At 65.6% G+C, this 16,556-nt stretch carries 16 protein-coding genes; 4 read left to right on the top strand and 12 right to left on the bottom strand.

Annotated features, from left to right (window positions below; translation table 11 throughout):
* Nucleotides 1-30 precede the first annotated feature (30 nt).
* Nucleotides 31-810 carry an exodeoxyribonuclease III gene (locus tag V6X73_RS08915; RefSeq protein WP_367959576.1) on the top strand — a complete coding sequence of 260 codons (780 nt, stop codon included), beginning with the start codon at nt 31-33 and terminating at the stop codon, nt 808-810.
* Between the two features lie 9 nt (nt 811-819).
* Here V6X73_RS08915 and V6X73_RS08910 read toward each other — a convergent pair whose 3' ends face one another.
* The 3 genes from V6X73_RS08910 to V6X73_RS08900 are packed head-to-tail and all read right to left on the bottom strand — an operon-like array spanning nt 820 to nt 3,515.
* Nucleotides 820-1,095, bottom strand: coding sequence for a glutathione S-transferase N-terminal domain-containing protein (locus V6X73_RS08910; protein WP_367959574.1), 276 nt, complete (start codon nt 1,093-1,095; stop codon nt 820-822).
* A 15-nt stretch (nt 1,096-1,110) separates the two neighbouring features.
* Nucleotides 1,111-2,100 (bottom strand): thioredoxin-disulfide reductase, encoded by a 990-nt coding sequence (gene trxB, locus V6X73_RS08905; protein WP_367959572.1) that lies wholly within the window; start codon nt 2,098-2,100, stop codon nt 1,111-1,113.
* 26 nt (nt 2,101-2,126) lie between these two features.
* Nucleotides 2,127-3,515 carry an AmpG family muropeptide MFS transporter gene (locus V6X73_RS08900; RefSeq protein WP_407810754.1) on the bottom strand — a complete coding sequence of 463 codons (1,389 nt, stop codon included), beginning with the start codon at nt 3,513-3,515 and terminating at the stop codon, nt 2,127-2,129.
* A 164-nt stretch (nt 3,516-3,679) separates the two neighbouring features.
* On the opposite strand from V6X73_RS08900, the gene ppc reads away from it, so the two are divergent.
* Together ppc and pyrE are read left to right on the top strand one after the other, a co-directional pair.
* A complete protein-coding gene (gene ppc, locus V6X73_RS08895; RefSeq protein ID WP_367959569.1) occupies nt 3,680-6,322 on the top strand; it encodes a phosphoenolpyruvate carboxylase in 2,643 nt (880 codons plus the stop codon).
* 4 nt (nt 6,323-6,326) lie between these two features.
* On the top strand, nt 6,327-6,968 hold the full coding sequence (pyrE, locus tag V6X73_RS08890) for an orotate phosphoribosyltransferase (RefSeq protein ID WP_367959568.1): 642 nt from the start codon (nt 6,327-6,329) through the stop codon (nt 6,966-6,968).
* On the opposite strand, the gene argB is transcribed toward pyrE, so the two are convergent.
* From argB to coaBC, 5 genes are all read right to left on the bottom strand, one after another.
* Nucleotides 6,965-7,873 carry an acetylglutamate kinase gene (argB, locus tag V6X73_RS08885; RefSeq protein WP_367959567.1) on the bottom strand — a complete coding sequence of 303 codons (909 nt, stop codon included), beginning with the start codon at nt 7,871-7,873 and terminating at the stop codon, nt 6,965-6,967. The two genes, pyrE and argB, sit on opposite strands and share 4 nt — an antisense overlap.
* A 106-nt stretch (nt 7,874-7,979) precedes the next feature.
* Nucleotides 7,980-9,059 (bottom strand): cytochrome-c peroxidase, encoded by a 1,080-nt coding sequence (locus V6X73_RS08880; protein ID WP_367959566.1) that lies wholly within the window; start codon nt 9,057-9,059, stop codon nt 7,980-7,982.
* A gap of 91 nt (nt 9,060-9,150) precedes the next feature.
* Entirely contained in the window at nt 9,151-10,530 is a 1,380-nt protein-coding gene (locus tag V6X73_RS08875) for a phosphomannomutase/phosphoglucomutase (RefSeq protein WP_367959565.1), read from the bottom strand.
* Nucleotides 10,531-10,553: 23 nt separating this feature from the next.
* Nucleotides 10,554-11,009 (bottom strand): dUTP diphosphatase, encoded by a 456-nt coding sequence (dut, locus tag V6X73_RS08870; RefSeq protein WP_367959564.1) that lies wholly within the window; start codon nt 11,007-11,009, stop codon nt 10,554-10,556.
* Entirely contained in the window at nt 10,996-12,204 is a 1,209-nt protein-coding gene (gene coaBC, locus V6X73_RS08865) for a bifunctional phosphopantothenoylcysteine decarboxylase/phosphopantothenate--cysteine ligase CoaBC (protein ID WP_367959562.1), read from the bottom strand. The genes dut and coaBC overlap by 14 nt, the downstream gene beginning before the upstream one ends.
* An 83-nt stretch (nt 12,205-12,287) precedes the next feature.
* On the opposite strand from coaBC, the gene radC reads away from it, so the two are divergent.
* On the top strand, nt 12,288-12,962 hold the full coding sequence (gene radC / locus V6X73_RS08860; protein ID WP_367959560.1) for a RadC family protein: 675 nt from the start codon (nt 12,288-12,290) through the stop codon (nt 12,960-12,962).
* 19 nt (nt 12,963-12,981) lie between these two features.
* On the opposite strand, the gene rpoH is transcribed toward radC, so the two are convergent.
* From rpoH to ftsY, 4 genes are all read right to left on the bottom strand, one after another.
* Nucleotides 12,982-13,869 (bottom strand): RNA polymerase sigma factor RpoH, encoded by an 888-nt coding sequence (gene rpoH, locus V6X73_RS08855; RefSeq protein ID WP_367959558.1) that lies wholly within the window; start codon nt 13,867-13,869, stop codon nt 12,982-12,984.
* A gap of 72 nt (nt 13,870-13,941) precedes the next feature.
* Nucleotides 13,942-14,862 carry a permease-like cell division protein FtsX gene (ftsX, locus tag V6X73_RS08850; RefSeq protein WP_367959557.1) on the bottom strand — a complete coding sequence of 307 codons (921 nt, stop codon included), beginning with the start codon at nt 14,860-14,862 and terminating at the stop codon, nt 13,942-13,944.
* Nucleotides 14,862-15,518 (bottom strand): cell division ATP-binding protein FtsE, encoded by a 657-nt coding sequence (gene ftsE, locus V6X73_RS08845; protein ID WP_367959556.1) that lies wholly within the window; start codon nt 15,516-15,518, stop codon nt 14,862-14,864. The genes ftsX and ftsE overlap by 1 nt, the downstream gene beginning before the upstream one ends.
* On the bottom strand, nt 15,515-16,531 hold the full coding sequence (gene ftsY / locus V6X73_RS08840) for a signal recognition particle-docking protein FtsY (protein WP_367959555.1): 1,017 nt from the start codon (nt 16,529-16,531) through the stop codon (nt 15,515-15,517). Before ftsY ends, ftsE begins: the two co-directional genes overlap by 4 nt.
* Nucleotides 16,532-16,556 lie beyond the last annotated feature (25 nt).

Raw genomic sequence — 16,556 nt, 5'->3', positions numbered from 1 at the left:
CCTGTTATTTGTTCCGCTATCCTACTGCCCATGAGCATTTCCATCATGACCGCCAATCTCAATGGCATTCGGGCGGCTCAGCGCAAGGGCTTTTTCGAGTGGTTTGAGGCGCAGAAGCCGGATGTTCTCTGCATCCAGGAGACCAAAGCCCAGCGTGGGCAGCTCGAGGGTGGGCCGTATTTTCCTGATGGGTATCACGCCGAGTTCGTCGACGCGGAGAAAAAGGGCTACAGCGGGGTCGCGCTATACAGCCGCCGGCAGCCGGATGAATATCACCGGGGCATTGGCATCCCCGAGATCGATTCCGAGGGCCGCTGGCTCGAGGCGCGATTCGGCAACCTGAGCGTGATCTCTTTTTACATGCCTTCGGGCAGCTCCGGAGCGCACCGACAAGGGGTGAAGGATGCGTTTCTCGAGCCGCTACTCGAGCGGCTCAAGGCCATGGTCAATGACGGACGCGAGTATGTGATCTGCGGCGACTGGAACATCGCCCATACCTGGCGCGATCTCAAGAACTGGCGTTCCAATCAGAAGAACTCGGGTTTTCTGCCCCACGAGCGGGAATGGATGGACCGACTGTTCGGTGAGGCCGGATTTGTCGACGTCTTCCGCGAGGTCAATGATCAGCCCAATGAATACACCTGGTGGTCATTCCGGGGCCAGGCCTGGGCCAACAACACCGGATGGCGCATCGATTATCATGTCGCGACCCCGGGGGTTGCCGCCACTGCGCAGTCAGCGGATGTCCATCGCGCCGATCGTTTCTCGGATCACGCGCCGCTGACGATCCGCTACGACTGGCCGGATTGACGCCGGTCTTTAATCAGCCTGCAGTTGCCGCAGGTACTCAATGATATCGGCCGACTCGTAGAGCCAGTCCACTGCGCCGTCCGGGTATTCTATGCGCAGACACGGCACCATCCCTTTGCCGCCGCCCTCGACAAGCTCCTGACGTCGGTGCGGCTCGCGCATGGTATCCCGTGACTCGATGGTGAGATCCAGATCGGCCGTGGCCTGGCGTACCATCCGGCAGAAGGGGCAGAGCGCTTGCTCATAAAGTGCCAGATGGGCGGGTTTCGGGCTTTTCTCGCTCATTGGGCAATCCCTTGATCAGGAGGCGGCGGCGGTCTCGGGGGCCGGCGCCTCGGCGGCCAGCGCATCGAGGTACTTTTCGGCGTCCAGGGCGGCCATGCACCCGGTCCCCGCCGAGGTGATGGCCTGACGGTAGACGTGGTCCATGACATCACCGGCGGCGAACACCCCCGGGATGCTGGTGGCGGTGGCATTGCCATCGAGTCCGCTTTGAACCCGGATATAGCCGCCCGCCATATCCAGCTGGCCGGTAAAGAGCTCGGTATTGGGGCGATGGCCGATGGCGATGAAAACGCCCGCCAGACTCAGATCCTCGGTGCTTTGATCGGTGGTGCTTTTGATCCGGGCACCGGTGACACCGGTTTCGTCGCCTAAGACTTCATCCAGCGTGGCGTTCCAGCGAATGGTGATGTTGCCGCTCTGCGCCCGCTGCATGACCTGATCCTGGAGGATTTTCTCGCCGCGGAAGGCATCCCGGCGGTGGATGATGGTGACCGACCGAGCGATGTTGGATAGATAAAGGGCCTCTTCCATCGCGGTGTTGCCGCCGCCCACCACGGCCACGTCCTGGTTGCGGTAGAAAAACCCGTCGCAGGTCGCGCAGGCCGAAACGCCCTTGCCGGCGAATCGGGTCTCCGACTCCAGGCCCAGATACATCGCCGAGGCGCCGGTGGCGATGATCAGCGCATCCGCGGTGTACTCGCCGCTGTCGCCCACCAGTCGGAACGGTCGCTGCGTGACCTCGGCGGTGTGGATATGGTCGAAGACGATATCCGTGCCAAAGCGCTCGGCGTGCTGACGCATGCGCTCCATCAGATCCGGGCCCTGGAGCCCCGAGACATCCCCCGGCCAGTTGTCCACGTCTGTGGTGGTGGTCAGCTGTCCGCCCATCTCAAGCCCGGTGACCAGGACCGGATCGAGGTTGGCGCGCGCGGCATAGACGGCGGCGGTGTAGCCGGCTGGGCCGGAGCCCAGGATCAGCAAACGGCAATGGCGGGCATCGGACATGGTCAGGCTCCTAGGGGTCAGTCCGCCTATTGTCCATCCGTGGACGGCGCGGCGTCCACCGCCCCGGGCTTTGTGGCACGCCGCATCAAAAACACGATCAACAGAATGGCCGGCAGCCCGAGCACCGCCGAGATGACAAAAAAGCTCGGGTAGCCCAGCGCATCCACCACGATCCCGCCAAAACCACTCAGAAACTTGCCGGGCAGGGTCATGAGCGAGCTGAAAAGCGCATATTGCGTTGCCGTATAGGCGGTGTTGGTCAGACTCGACAGCCAGGCGATGAACACCGAGCCGGCCAACCCGCCCGAGAGGTTGTCGGCGCTGATGGTGATCACAAGCGCCCAGGCGGCGCCGCCCTGTCCGGCCATCCAGGCAAACAGCAGGTTAGTGGCCGCCGCCAGCACTGCCCCCAGAAGCAACGGCCGCATCAACCCATACCGGGCTGCCAGCGCACCGCCCAGAACAGCGCCGATCATCGTCATGGCAAGCCCATAGGCACCGCTGATGTTGGCGATCATGGCCTTGCTGTAGCCAAGGTCGATGTAGAGCGGATTGGCCATGCTCGCCATGGCGATGTCGCTGATGCGAAAGCTCGCAACCAGCGCCAGCACAACGAGCGCCAGCCAGCCAAAACGGCCAAAGAAATCGGTCAGTGGGCACACCACCGCGCCGATCAACCACGCCAGCGTCTGCCGCAGCCACCCCGGCATGTCCGGGTGGGCATCGACAAAGGCCACCACCCGCGGCTCTTGCGCGGCGGTGAGTCGATCGACGCGGGCCACCGGTTCCGGTCGCAGCAGCACCGTGACCATGCCCACGCCCATCAAACCGGCCATCACCAGATAGGCGATGGTCCAGCTGCCAAGATCGGTTAGATACAGCGCGCCGGTATACGAGGCGAGAATCGCCATGCGGTAGCCCATCTGGTAGGTCGCCGCCAGCGCCCCCTGGTAGCGGTCGATGTCCGATTCGATCCGAAAGGCATCGATGGCGACATCCTGGGTGGCCGAGGCAAACGCCACCAGCAAAGCGAGTAATGCCACCGGCAGCAACGCGGTGCGCGGGTCAGTCAGGGCCATGCCCACCAGACCAGTGGCAATGCCCAGTTGCCCGAGCACAATCCAGGATCGTCGCTGGCCCAGCCAACGACCGAGGACTGGCAGCGGCATGCGATCGACCACCGGCGACCAGATGAACTTGATCGAGTAGGTGATGCCCACCCAGCTGAAAAAGCCGATGGCGGTGCGGCTGACATCCAGCTCGCGCAACCAGGCCGAGAGGGTGGCGAACACCAGCATGAAGGGCAGGCCAGCCGAAAACCCCAGCAACAGCATGGTGATCACCGTGGGACGGCGGTAGACGGCAAGCGCCTCGCGCCAGCTCTGCTTGGGGGCGGTGGCGTCCATGCCCGGCATCCTCCGGCATCCCGATGACCGGGGCAAGCCTGTCGACGCCGCGGCGTGCGGCAACCGGCCGTGCTTGATCGCGCCCCGCGCGTTGGCCAGAATGCCAGGCAATGGGGAGAGTCCGGGCGGTGTTTCACCGGTCGGGCTTTTTTATGTCCAGTAAAGGGGGCGATATGAGCGACAACCGCAGCGATGCCCCGTTGCGTGAGGATATCCGCCAGCTGGGCGGCCTGCTTGGTAGCACGATTCATGAGCAAGCCGGCGAAGGGGTTTATGAAACCGTCGAGGAGATTCGCGGCCTGGCCAAGGAGGCCCGGGCCGGCGATGCCGAGGCGGGACGGGCCCTGGAGGCGCGCCTTGGCCAGTTGCCGGATGAGCTCATCATCCCGGTGGTCCGGGCGTTCTCGCAGTTTCTCAACCTGGCCAATATCGCCGAGCAGCATCATCGGGTGCGTCGCAGCCGCGCTTGGGTTCGTGACCCGGAGACCGGTCCGCTGCGCGGCTCGCTCGAGGAGTTTTTCAACCGCATGCTCGATGGGGTCGAGCCGGCGGCGCTCCACGAGACGGTCAGCCAGCTGGATATCGAACTGGTCCTCACCGCCCACCCCACCGAGGTGATGCGGCGTTCGCTGCTGCAAAAGTACAACCGCATCGCCGAGCTGCTGGGCCAGGGTGATCGGCTCGACCCCACCCCCGAGGAAATCGAAGAGGTCCATCAGTCACTCAAGCGCGAGATCACCGCCGCCTGGCAGACCGACGAAATCCGCCGCCGACGGCCGGACCCGCAGGACGAGGCGCGCTGGGGCCTGGCCGTTATCGAGCAGACCCTCTGGGATGTCATCCCGCATTATCTAAGACGCCTGGACCGTATCCTGCAGCGCCGCACCGGCGAGCCCCTGTCGCTGGATGCCGCCCCCATCCACTTTGGCTCATGGATGGGTGGTGATCGCGATGGCAACCCCCGGGTGACGGCCGAGGTGACCCGCGAGGTCTGCCTGCTCAACCGCTGGAAGGCCGTCGAGCTCTACGAACGCGAGATCAACCAGCTCATCGAAGAGCTCTCGCTGCAGTGCGCCAGTGCGGCGCTGCGCGACTGGGTCGGCAACGCCTGGGAGCCCTACCGTGCCGCGCTCAAGCAGGTCCGTGACCGACTGCACGCCACCCGGGCCTGGATCGACGCCCGGCTCGCCGGCCGACGCCCCTCGGATGCGCCCATCTACTGGCGGACCGCCGAGCTAGCCGAGCCATTGATGATCTGCTATCGATCGCTGCAGCAAAGTGGCGGGGGTGTCGTGGCCGAAGGCCGGCTCAAGGACCTGTTACGCCGGCTTTCGGTATTCGGCTTAACCCTGATGCGCGTGGATATCCGCCAGGAGTCCACCCGACATACCGAGGTGCTCGACGCCATCACCCAGGCTTTGGGGATTGGCAGTTACAGCGCCTGGGACGAGGCCGAGCGTCAACGCTTTCTGATCCGTGAGCTGGATAACCGCCGGCCGCTGATCCCCCGTGACTTCGCCGGTGATGAGGCCGTCGCCGAGGTGCTGGATACCTTCTCGGTCATCGCCGAAATGGGGGCCGACTCGCTGGGCGCCTATGTGATTTCGATGGCCTCCAAGCCCTCGGATATCCTGGCGGTTAAGCTGCTGCAAAAGGAAGCCGGCGTTAAAACCCCGCTGCGGGTTGTGCCGCTTTTTGAAACGCTGGACGATCTCAACGGCGCTCAGTCGTGTCTGGAGGCTTTGCTGGCGATCCCCTGGTACCGGGCGCATATCGCCGGCGAGCAGGAGATCATGATCGGCTACTCCGACTCGGCCAAGGATGCCAGCCACCTCACCGCCACCTGGGCGCTCTATCAGACCCAGGAGCAGCTGGTGCAGACCGCGCGCAGGCATGACATCCAGCTCACCCTCTTCCATGGGCGGGGTGGATCCATTGGCCGCGGCGGCGGCCCCACCCACGCCGCGATCCTCTCGCAGCCACCGGGCTCGGCCGCCGGGCGGTTGCGGGTCACCGAGCAGGGCGAGATGATCCAGGCCAAGTTCGGGCTGCCGGGCATCGCCGAGCGCAACCTCGAGCTCTATACCACCGCCGTGGCCGAGGCCACCCTGGCGCCCCCCGCACCGCCCGAGGATGAGTGGCGGGCGGTGATGGATGAGTTAGCCGAGCGCTCCTGCCGCGACTACCGTGCCATGGTCCGCGAGACCCCGGCGTTCATCGATTATTTTCGCCACGCCACGCCGGAGCACGAGATCAGCCACCTGGCCATCGGCAGCCGGCCGGCCCGACGCAAGCCCACCATCGGGGTGGAGAGCCTGCGTGCCATTCCATGGATCTTCTCCTGGACCCAGACCCGGCTTTTGCTGCCCGCCTGGCTCGGTGCCGGCAGTGCGCTGGCCGAGGGGCTTGCCGGCGGCCGCGAGTCGCAGCTAAGGCATATGTACCAGGCCTGGCCGTTTTTTCGCGCCTTTATCGATATGCTCGAGATGGTGCTGGCAAAAAGCGATCCGGCGGTGGCGGCCTGGTATGACCTGCGGCTTGTCCCGGATGAGCTGCGCGGCCTGGGTGAGACGCTGCGCGAGCGGCTGGCCGAGACCCGGACCTCGGTGCTCGGGGTGAGCGGTCATGACAATCCGCTGGATGAGGCGCCGGTGGTGCAGCGCTCGGTGGGAGTTCGCAACCCGTATGTGGATCCGCTCAACCTGTTGCAGGTGGAGTTGCTCGACCGGGTCCGAAATGGGCACGAGGAGGATCTGCGCGAGGCGCTGATGATCTGCATCAACGGCATCGCTGCCGGCATGCGCAACACGGGGTAGCAAGATGGAGGATTACCAGCGAGCGCTTATTGAATTTGCACTCGACCGCCAGGTGCTGCGCTTTGGCGAATTCACCCTCAAGTCGGGTCGGCGCAGTCCCTATTTTTTCAACACCGGGTTATTCAACACCGGCGAGGCGCTGCAACGCCTGGGCTCGGCGTATGCCCGGCGCGCCATGGACGCCGGGTTGGGCTTCGACATGCTCTTCGGGCCGGCTTACAAGGGCATCCCACTGGTTTCGGCGGCGGCCGTCGCGCTGGCCTCGGAGCAAGGGGTCGACTGTCCCTGGGCATTCAACCGTAAAGAGGCCAAAGACCACGGCGAAGGCGGTGTGGTGGTGGGTGCCCCGCTGGCCGGCCGGGTGCTGGTGGTCGACGATGTGATCTCGGCCGGGACATCCGTTGCCGAGAGTGTCCAGCTGATCGAGGCTGCCGGTGCCCGGCTTGCCGGTGTGCTGGTGGCCCTCGACCGGCAGGAGCGCGGCGATGGGGCGTCCTCTGCGACCCAGGAGGTGGCCGAGCGCCATGGCGTCCCGGTTGTCGCCATTCTCACGCTCGAGACGCTGATGGCTTACCTGGCCGATCGCCCGGACGGGGCGGAGCGTCTTGCCGCCATGCAGGCCTATCGCGACCGGTATGGCGCCTAGCCGCCCGCGGCGGCTCCGTGGATTAGTGTTCCCACGCCACTGTCGGTGAAAAGCTCCAGCAAAACGGCATGCGGCACCCGGCCATCGATGATGGTGGCCGCACCGGCGCCGTGGGTGACCGCCTCGAGCGCGCAGCTCACCTTGGGCAGCATCCCGCCGTGGATGGTCCCGTCGTCGATGAGCTGCTGGACCCGGCCGGCGTCGAGTCCGGTGAGCAGTTGTCCGTCGCCATCCAGCAGCCCCGGGGTGTTGGTCATGAGGATGAGCTTCTCCGCCCCCAGGGTCTGGGCCAGATGGCCGGCCACCAGGTCGGCGTTGATGTTGTAGGACACCCCCTCTTCATCCACGCCGATGGGCGCGACCACCGGAATGAAATCGGCGCCATCGAGCAGCGACATCAAGGCCGGATCGACCCCGGTGACCTCTCCGACGTGTCCGATATCGATGATCTCCGGCGCCTGTTCGGCCGGCCCGGGCCGGGTCAGCTGCAGGCGGCGTGCCTTGATCAGCCCGCCGTCCTTGCCGCTCAGCCCCACGGCCCGGCCGCCCTGGGTGTTGATCAGACTGACAATCTCTTTGTTGACCAGTCCGCCCAGGACCATCTCGACCACATCCATGGTCTCGGCATCGGTGACACGCATGCCCTGGACGAATTCGCTTTCCTTGCCAATGCGATCGAGCACATTGCCGATCTGCGGGCCCCCGCCGTGGACCACCACCGGGTTGATGCCCACTAGCTTCATTAACACCACATCCCGGGCAAAGCCGCGCTTTAGCTCGTCATCGACCATGGCGTTGCCGCCATACTTGACCACCACCGTGCGGCCGTGGAACCGGCGGATGTAGGGCAATGCCTCGGTGAGGACATGGGCGACCTGGCTGGGTGGGGTGCGCTCGGCAGTCATGATGGGGTTCTTGCTGTTGTCGTGGCCCAAATAAAAAGACCGCACCCGAAGATGCGGTCTTTATGGTCGCGCCCCGCGCGCCGGGGCGCAAGCGCTGCGTGTGGCGTCAGCCCTCGGCGCCGGTCGGCCGCGGATAGTCCGGGATATCCGGCATCGGGGTCTCGTCCGTGCTGATCGGCAGCACCGGATACTCCACCTCGGGCTGCTTGCCGGTCAGCGACCGGAGGAAGGCCGTGACGTTGTCCACGTCCTCTTCGGTGAGCAGGCTGTTGAGCTGGGCGTCGTTCATGATCGACACCGCCTCGCGCAGGCTCCAGACGTTGCCTGAGTGGAAGTAGGGTGCGGTCAGCTCGACGTTGCGCAGCGACGGAGACCGGAAGACGTACTCATCCGCTGCCGTCTCGGTGACCTGGGCCCGGCCCCGGTCCGCCTCGGGCAGGATGTCCGCACCGGGGCGGTTGATCACGCCAAAGGGGTAGTAGCCCTGACCGCCGACGTTGACGCCGTTGTGACAGGCCACACAGCCTTTGTTCATAAACGCATCCAGCCCGGCCAGCTGCTGGTCGGTCAGCGCATCGGTATCGCCTTTGAGGTACTGGTCAAAGGGCGAGTCCGGGGTGATCAGCGTGGCCTGGTACACCTCCAGCGCCTTGGCGGTGTTATCAAAGCTCACCGCGTTCTCCGACTCGGGGAAGGCCGCCTCGAAGGCACCCACGTATTCATCGATGCTGTTGAGCGTGGCTTCGAGGTTGCTGGGGGTGTTGTTCATCTCGACACCCGCCTGGATCGGGCCCTTGGCCTGCTCGGTCAGGTCCTCGGCCCGACCGTCCCAGAACTGGGCGACGTTGAACACCGCGTTGAAGATGGTCGGCGAGTTGCGGGGCCCGCGCTGCCAGTCGTGGCCGACCGAGCTCGGGATGTTGTCATCACCGCCCATCCCCACGTTATGGCAGGTGTTGCAGCTGATGGTCTGACTCGCCGAAAGCCGCGGGTCAAAGAACAGCATCTTGCCAAGCTCGACCTTCTCGGGGGTGATCGGGTTGCGATCGCCGATATGATCGGCGGCACTCTGCGGGATGGGCTCAAAGAGCATCTGGGCCCGCTCGAGCATCGCGTCCTCGGCGGCGACGGCCCCACTGCCAAGTCCGAGCAGGGCGGCGGCGGTGAGTGAGTGGACGGCTTTCATGGGTCAAGCTCCTCAGTGGAAGTGATTGACCCCGAGGATAGGACCGTCGTTTATCGGGTGGTAGCGGAACCGAAGGCTTCCTTGATCCGGATCAAATCGCGATGCCAACTTCCTGGCCGGCGTCGTGTATTAGCGCCTCGAAGCGCCGCCGAATCGACTCGAGCGCCGATTGATCGTGACCCTCGAAGCGCATGACCAGGCAGGGTTGGGTGTTGGAGGCGCGCACCAACCCCCAGCCGTTGTCAAAATCCACCCGCAGCCCATCGATGGTGGTTACCCGGGCATTGTCAAAGCCCTGGGCCTTGTCGAGTAACGCCGAGATCAACCGATGGGGTTGCCCCTCGCTGAGATCGAGCCGGATCTCGGGGGTGCTGACCGGCTCGGGCAGCTCGCCGAACACCCTGCTCGCCGCCCGGCCGTCGGCGGCGAGGATTTCCAGCAGACGGGCGGCGGCATAGATGCCATCATCAAAGCCGTACCAGCGATCGTTGAAAAAAAGATGACCGCTCATCTCACCGGCCAGCGGTGCGCCGGTCTCGCGCAGTTTTTCTTTGATCAGCGAATGGCCGGTTTTCCACATCACCGGTGTGCCGCCGGCGGCGCTGATGGTCTCGGCCAGGGTGCCACTGCATTTGACATCGAAAACGATATCCGCCGACGGCTGCCGCTTTAGGATATCGCCGGCGTAGAGCATCATCTGCCGGTCGGCCCAGATGATATGGCCGGTTTCATCCACCACCCCCAGGCGGTCGCCATCGCCATCGAAGGCCAGTCCCAGATCGGCGCCTTCGCTGTCCACCGCCTCGATGAGATCGTTGAGGTTTTCCGGCACGGTGGGGTCTGGATGATGGTTGGGAAAACGCCCGTCCACTTCGCAGAAAAGCGGGATTACATCGGCCCCCAGCGCTGCGAGGATCGCCGGGGCGATCGCCCCCGCCACGCCATTGCCGCAGTCCACCGCGACTTTGAGCCGGCGGGCCAGTTGGATGTCATCGGTGATCCGCGCCTGATAGGCCGGCAGGACGTCGACGCGCGTCTCGCTGCCCTCGCCGTGGACCAGATCACCGGCCTCCAGCCGCGCGCCCAGCGCCTGAATGGCCTCGCCCCACAGCGGCCGGCCATCGAGCATGGTTTTAAGCCCGTTGTACTCCGCCGGGTTGTGGCTGCCGGTCACGGCAACGCCGGCGCCGGTGGCCAGGTGATAGGTGGCGAAATACATCACCGGTGTCGGCACCTCGCCGATGTCGATGACCGTCCGTCCGGCGGCGGTTAACCCGGCCCGCAGTGCGGCCGCCAGGCGCGGACTCGAGGCCCGGCCGTCATAGCCCACCACCAGTGTGGACTGCCCGGCTTCGGCGGCGGTGCTGCCGATGGCATGACCCAGTGCCCGGGCGGTGGCCTCGGTCAGGGTCTGGTCGACCACGCCGCGGATGTCGTAGGTGCGCAGGATGGATGGATCGATCCTCGTCATGGCCCTTCCCTGTGCTCGAGCGTTCAATGACGACCGGTGTGCCCGAAGCCGCCCTCGGCCCGCTCGCTACTAGCGAAGGCCTCGACCTGTTTGAAAGCGGGCCGGGCCACGGGCAGGAAAACCAGCTGGGCGATCCGCTCGCCGGGTTCGATGACAAAACTGCTTTCACCCCGGTTCCAGCACGAGATCATGATCTCGCCCTGATAGTCCGAGTCGATCAACCCGACCAGGTTGCCCAGGACAATGCCGTGTTTGTGGCCGAGCCCCGAGCGGGGCAGGACCACCGCGGCGTAGCCCGGATCGGCGATGTGCACGGCCATGCCCGAGCGGATCAGCTCGGTGTCGCCGGGGTCGAGCGCAAGCGGGGCATCCACACAGGCGCGAAGATCGATGCCGGCGGATCCGTCGGTGGCGTAGTCGGGCAGCGGGAATGCCTGCCCCAGTCGGTCATCGAGAATGCGCAGTTCAATCGGCTGCATGAAAGCGTTCTCCCACCAGATCAATCAATTCAGCGGCCAGCTGCGTCTTGGCCTTGTGGCCCAGCTCGCGGTGCCCGCCGGGCCAGAGCACGGTCAGGGCGTTGTCCGCCACCTCAAACCCCTTGCCCTCGCCGACCGCATTGGCGGCGATCATGTCGATGCCTTTGGCAGTGAGCTTGTCGTGGGCGTTATCGAGGACATCATCGGTCTCAGCGGCAAAGCCAACGGTCAACGGCCCGTCAGTCAGCCCGGCCACGGCCTTGAGGATGTCCGGGTTGGGCACCAGCGAGAGCTGGTCAGGTTGATTGTCGCGTTTGATCTTGTGCATTGCCCGCGCCTCGACCCGGTAGTCGGCAACAGCGGCCGCCGCAATGAACACCGCGGCCTGCGGGGCGCGGTCGAGTACGGCCTGGTACATCTGCTCGGCGGTCTCGACGTCGACGCGCTCGACCCCGGCGGGGGTTGGCAAGCGACTCGGCCCGCTGATCAGACAGACCCGGGCGCCGACGTTGGCCGCGGCCGCGGCGATGGCAAACCCCATCCGGCCGCTGCTGCGATTGCCAATGAATCGCACCGGATCAATGGGTTCATGGGTGGGGCCGGCGGTGATGAGCACCGATTGACCCGCCAGCGGCGATGGCCGGGTCGAGGGTGCGGCGCTTTGTTCGAGGGCGGTGACGATGTCCGCCGGCTCCATGAGACGGCCCGGGCCGGACTCGCCCTCGGCCAGCGGCCCGCTCATCGGCCCGAGGACGGTCGCGCCGCGTTCGATCAGTTGCCGGGTGTTCTGCTGGGTGACGGGGGCCTGCCACATGATGTGGTTCATGGCCGGACACAGGGTGAGCGGCGCCCGAGTGGCCAGGCACAGGGTGGTCAAAAGATCATCCGCCAGCCCGGCCGCGAGCCGCGCGATGGTGTCGGCGCTGGCCGGGGCGATGACAATACGATCCGCCCAGCGGGCGAGCTCTAGATGACCCATGCCGGCCTCGGCGTCGGCGTCGAGTAAATCGGTGTGGACCGGCTGGTGGGATACCGCCTGGAAGGTGAGCGGTGTGACAAACGCCTGAGCACCGTGGGTTAGCACCACCCGCACCGTCGCGCCGGCATCACGCAGCCGCCGGACCAGATCCGGTGCCTTGTAGGCGGCGATGCCGCCGCTCACGCCAAGCAGGATGTTCTCGCCGCGGATGCTCATGATGGAACGATGTCGCAAGTTGTCTCGATGGCGGCAACTTACACTGTTGCGCCCCTTGAGGAAACGTTCAACGGAGGTTAGCCATGGCGATTACCGATTGGCCGGCCACCGAACGGCCGCGCGAGAAACTGCTGCAGACCGGCCCGTCGGCTTTGTCCGATGCCGAATTGCTGGCCATTTTTCTGCGTACCGGCGTGCCGGGGCGCTCGGCGGTGACCCTGGCCCGGGAGCTGTTGAGCGCGTTTGGCGGTCTGCGCCCGCTGCTCGAGGCCGATGTCCGGTCCTTTACCGGCTATCACGGTCTGGGGGTTGCCACATATGCCCAGCTCCAGGCCGTGCTTGAGATGGGGCGTCGTCACCTGCAGGCGCGCCTCGAGGCCCGCGATGCCCTGAGCGGGCCGGAGGACACTCGCCGGTTTCTCACCGCACGGCTGCGGCACCTGCCCTATGAGGTGCTCGCCTGTCTTTTTCTTGACAACCGCCACCAGATCCTGGCTTTCGAGGAGCTTTTTCGCGGCACCATCGATGCCGCTAGCGTCTATCCCCGCGAGGTGGCCAGACGGGCACTTGAGCTCAACGCCGCGGCGGTGATTTTGGCCCACAACCACCCCTCGGGGGTCGCCGAGCCAAGCCGGGCGGATGAGCTGATGACCGGACAGCTCAGCGAGGCCCTGTCCATGGTGGACGTACGGGTGCTGGATCATTTTGTCGTGGGTGAGGGTCGGCCGGTGAGCTTTGCCGAGCGGGGACTGTTGTAGCCTGCAGGTGCCCGCCGGGTCAGGCGGGCAGGTCGGCGGATGAGAGGTGATCGCGGAGTTTTTTCATGGCGCTTTTCTCGAGCTGGCGGATCCGCTCGGCCGAGACGCCAAACTCATCGGCGAGATCGTGGAGGGTGGCTTTGGGCTCGGTCAGCCAACGGCGCCGGAGGATGCTCCGGCTCCGCGCGTCCAGTGACTCGAGCGCGCTGCTCAACGCCTGGCCCTGCCAGCCATCCCAGTCCGCGTCCTCGATGGTATGAGCCGGGTCACTGGAGTGGTCTTCGAGATAGGCCGCCGGTGCTGGCGCGCTGGCCTCTTCGTCTTCCGACTCGGGCCCCGGGTCGAAGCCCACATCCTGTCCGGCAAGGCGCGATTCCATCTCGAGGACGGTCTCGGGTTTGACACCCAGATCGGCGGCGACAGCCTCGACTTCGTCGTGGTTCAGCCACCCAAGGCGTTTCTTGGCGCTGCGCAGGTTGAAAAACAGCTTGCGCTGGGCCTTGGTGGTGGCGACCTTGACGATGCGCCAGTTGCGCAGCACGAACTCGTGGATTTCGGCCCGGATCCAGTGCACGGCAAACGACACCAGCCGCACCCCGACCTGAGGATCGAAGCGTTTGACCGCCTTCATCAGCCCGACGTTGCCTTCCTGGATAAGATCCGCCAGCGGCAGCCCGTAGCCGGTATAGCTCCGGGCCACGTGGACGACAAAGCGCAGGTTGGAGAGCACGAGCCAGCGCGCCGCCTCGAGATCGTCAGCCTGCTGGTAGCGCTGGGCGAGCTCGCGCTCTTCCTCGGCACCGAGTGCCGGGATGGCGTTGACCGCCTGGATGTAATGATCCTCGCTGCCCGCGCGAAGGGGCAGCCGGTCATAATCCGCGCTCACCAGTGCCGTAGCTGCCTGCATGAATGGCTCCGTCATCGGTATGAAGTTGATTTTACCACGGTTTATTGGATCGCAATGCGCCGGGCAAGTTCCTTAACGCGGTTCGATTTCGGCCAGATGTCGACCCACCGCCAGCCACGCACCGGCCAGCCCCAGAGCGAGCCCACTGCCGATGATGGTCAGCGCGCTGGAAAGCCCCGGTCCGCCCGGGGGCTGGATGCCGTCATAGATGGCGGCAAGCTCGCGCGCAGGGCCGGCCATCGCCAGCAACCCGATCATCAGAATGAACAGCGCCAGCAGGCCGCCGGCGGCGCCGTACCACAGGCCGGTGTAGAGAAAGGGCCGCCGGACAAAGGCGTCGGTCCCGCCGATCAGCTTGCTGATCTCGATCGCTGCGCGACGGTTTTCGATATCCAGCCGGATGGTGTTGCCCACCACCAGCACCACCGCCAGGGCCAGCGTTGAGGCGATCAACAAGCTGATGCGATCGACCATCGCCACCACGGCGTTGAGTCGCTGCAGCCATTCCCGATCCACCTGCACCTCATCCACATCCGGCAGCGCCGCAAGCCGCTCGGTCAGCCGATCGATATCGGCGCTCGTAAGCCCCTGGCGGATTTCACCGACGACCACGGCCGGCAGCGGGTTTGTCTCGAGCATCGCCAGCGTCTCGCTCATCCCGGCGGCCTTCTCGAACGCTTCGAGCGCCTCGTCCGGGTGGATCAGCTCCACCGCGGTGATGGTGTCCATGGCCTCGACCGCGCGGGCGGTGGCCTCATGGGATGAGGTTGGTGCCCCCGGCACCAGAAACACCGACGCCTTGGGCGCGCCCTGCCAGTTGGCGCTCACGGCCTGGAGGTTGTCGGTGAGGATGAAAAACCCGGCGGGCAGGGCCAGCGCGATGCCGATCACCGCGGTGGTCAGGCCATTGGCCACTGGCCGTTGACGCCACTGCTCAAGAGATTCCCGGGCGGCCCGCCGATGCAGCTCGAGCCCGCGTTTCATGGCGGCCATCAACCCCATGCAAGCCGACCCGCTTCGAGATGAATGCGCCGATACCCCAAGCTTTCGATCAGCGACAGATCGTGACTTGCGATCACCGTGGTCACCCCGACCTGGTTGAACTGCTCGAACAATTGCATGATCTCCTGTGACAGCGCGGGATCAAGATTGCCGGTGGGCTCGTCGGCGATGAGGATGGGGGGACGGGTGACCACGGCCCGGGCAATGCCCACCCGTTGCTGCTCCCCGCCCGAGAGGGTCACCGGCAAGGCGTGCTCTTTGTGCAGCAGACCGACCTTGTCCAGCGCAGCCCGGACACGGCGGCCGATGTCGTCACGACCGCGGCCGGCGATGATCAACGGCAGGGCAACGTTATCGAAGACGTTGCGGTCGTCGAGCAGCCGATGATCCTGGAAGATCATGCCGACGCGGCGACGCAGGTAGGGGATACGGTGCCCGGGCAGGCCGCCCAGGTCGGCGCCGTCGATGAGGACACGTCCGCGGCTGGGTCGCTCCAGCAGCGGGATGAGCCGCAGAAAGGTGCTCTTGCCCGCCCCGCTCGGGCCGGTGACGAACACCATCTCGCCGGGTTCGATATGCAGATCGAGGCCGCGCAGCGCCTCATTGCCGCCGGGATACTGCTTGCCGACCCCTTCAAAACGGATCATTCCGCGTCCGCCGCCTCCCGGGTCTGGGCGAGCAGGGCATCGACAAAGGCCTCGGCGTCGAAGGGGCGCAGATCGTCAACGCCCTCGCCGATCCCGATAAAGCGCACCGGCACGCCAAAACGCTGGGCGAGTGCAAAGACGATGCCGCCCTTGGCGGTGCCATCGAGCTTGGTCATGGCAATGCCACTGACCGGCGCGGCCTGGCTGAACTGCTCGGCCTGCGCCAGGGCGTTCTGTCCGACGCCGGCATCCAGCACCAGCAACACCTCGTGGGGCGAGGCCTCGTCCTGCTTGCCCAGCACGCGAGCGATCTTGCGCAGTTCTTCCATCAGATTGCCCTGGGTGTGTAGCCGGCCGGCGGTATCGGCAATCAACACCGTCGCACCCCGGGCGAGGGCTGCCTGGTGGGCGTCATACACCACCGAGGCGGCGTCGGCCCCGGTCGGCTGGCTGATCACCGGTGTGCCGGTCCGCTCGCCCCAGGCCTGGAGCTGCTCTACCGCCGCGGCCCGAAACGTATCGCCGGCCGCCAGCACCACGCTGTGCCCCTCGCTTTTGAACCGCTCTGCCAGCTTGCCGATGGTGGTGGTCTTGCCGGCCCCGTTGACGCCCACGGTCAGGATGACAAAGGGTTTGTCGCCGGCGGGGATGGTCAGTGGCTGGGATACCGGCTCGAGGATCGAGCGCATGTCCTCGCGCAGGGCATGCTGGAGTGCCTCGATGTCGGTGAGCTGATTGCGTTTGAGCCGGTCGGTGAGGTCGTCGATGATCCGGGTTGTGGCCTCGACGCCGACATCGGCCATCAGCAACAGGGTCTCGAGCTCCTCGAGCAGATCGGCGTCGATCTGCTTGCGCCCCAGAAAGAGCTGTCCGATCCCGCTGCCGGTGCGCTGCAGACCCCGCCGAAGGCGCGAGAAAAGCCCGCCTGACGGGTCCGGGCCATCGGGTGCTGCGGTGTCGTCCACGGATGGCTCGGCCGGTTGGGATTGACGCTTGCGTCGAAACGGCAGCATGGAACTCTCGAGGGTTGTCGCCGAA

The organism is Spiribacter pallidus, from assembly GCF_040838495.1.
Taxonomy (GTDB): Bacteria; Pseudomonadota; Gammaproteobacteria; order Nitrococcales; family Nitrococcaceae; genus Spiribacter; species Spiribacter pallidus.
This window is presented reverse-complemented; position numbering and strand designations above follow the sequence as displayed.

Bases quoted from the DNA above. Each gene is read 5' to 3' on its own strand.
- V6X73_RS08880 (WP_367959566.1), bottom strand. From the start codon at position 9,059: ATGAAAGCCGTCCACTCACTCACCGCCGCCGCCCTGCTCGGACTTGGC.
- ppc (WP_367959569.1), top strand. From the start codon at position 3,680: ATGAGCGACAACCGCAGCGATGCCCCGTTGCGTGAGGATATCCGCCAG.
- V6X73_RS08915 (WP_367959576.1), top strand. From the start codon at position 31: ATGAGCATTTCCATCATGACCGCCAATCTCAATGGCATTCGGGCGGCT.
- ftsX (WP_367959557.1), bottom strand. From the start codon at position 14,862: ATGGCCGCCATGAAACGCGGGCTCGAGCTGCATCGGCGGGCCGCCCGG.
- argB (WP_367959567.1), bottom strand. From the start codon at position 7,873: ATGACTGCCGAGCGCACCCCACCCAGCCAGGTCGCCCATGTCCTCACC.
- pyrE (WP_367959568.1), top strand. From the start codon at position 6,327: ATGGAGGATTACCAGCGAGCGCTTATTGAATTTGCACTCGACCGCCAG.
- rpoH (WP_367959558.1), bottom strand. From the start codon at position 13,869: ATGCAGGCAGCTACGGCACTGGTGAGCGCGGATTATGACCGGCTGCCC.
- radC (WP_367959560.1), top strand. From the start codon at position 12,288: ATGGCGATTACCGATTGGCCGGCCACCGAACGGCCGCGCGAGAAACTG.
- V6X73_RS08900 (WP_407810754.1), bottom strand. From the start codon at position 3,515: ATGCCGGGCATGGACGCCACCGCCCCCAAGCAGAGCTGGCGCGAGGCG.
- ftsY (WP_367959555.1), bottom strand. From the start codon at position 16,531: ATGCTGCCGTTTCGACGCAAGCGTCAATCCCAACCGGCCGAGCCATCC.
- dut (WP_367959564.1), bottom strand. From the start codon at position 11,009: ATGCAGCCGATTGAACTGCGCATTCTCGATGACCGACTGGGGCAGGCA.
- coaBC (WP_367959562.1), bottom strand. From the start codon at position 12,204: ATGAGCATCCGCGGCGAGAACATCCTGCTTGGCGTGAGCGGCGGCATC.
- trxB (WP_367959572.1), bottom strand. From the start codon at position 2,100: ATGTCCGATGCCCGCCATTGCCGTTTGCTGATCCTGGGCTCCGGCCCA.
- V6X73_RS08910 (WP_367959574.1), bottom strand. From the start codon at position 1,095: ATGAGCGAGAAAAGCCCGAAACCCGCCCATCTGGCACTTTATGAGCAA.
- V6X73_RS08875 (WP_367959565.1), bottom strand. From the start codon at position 10,530: ATGACGAGGATCGATCCATCCATCCTGCGCACCTACGACATCCGCGGC.
- ftsE (WP_367959556.1), bottom strand. From the start codon at position 15,518: ATGATCCGTTTTGAAGGGGTCGGCAAGCAGTATCCCGGCGGCAATGAG.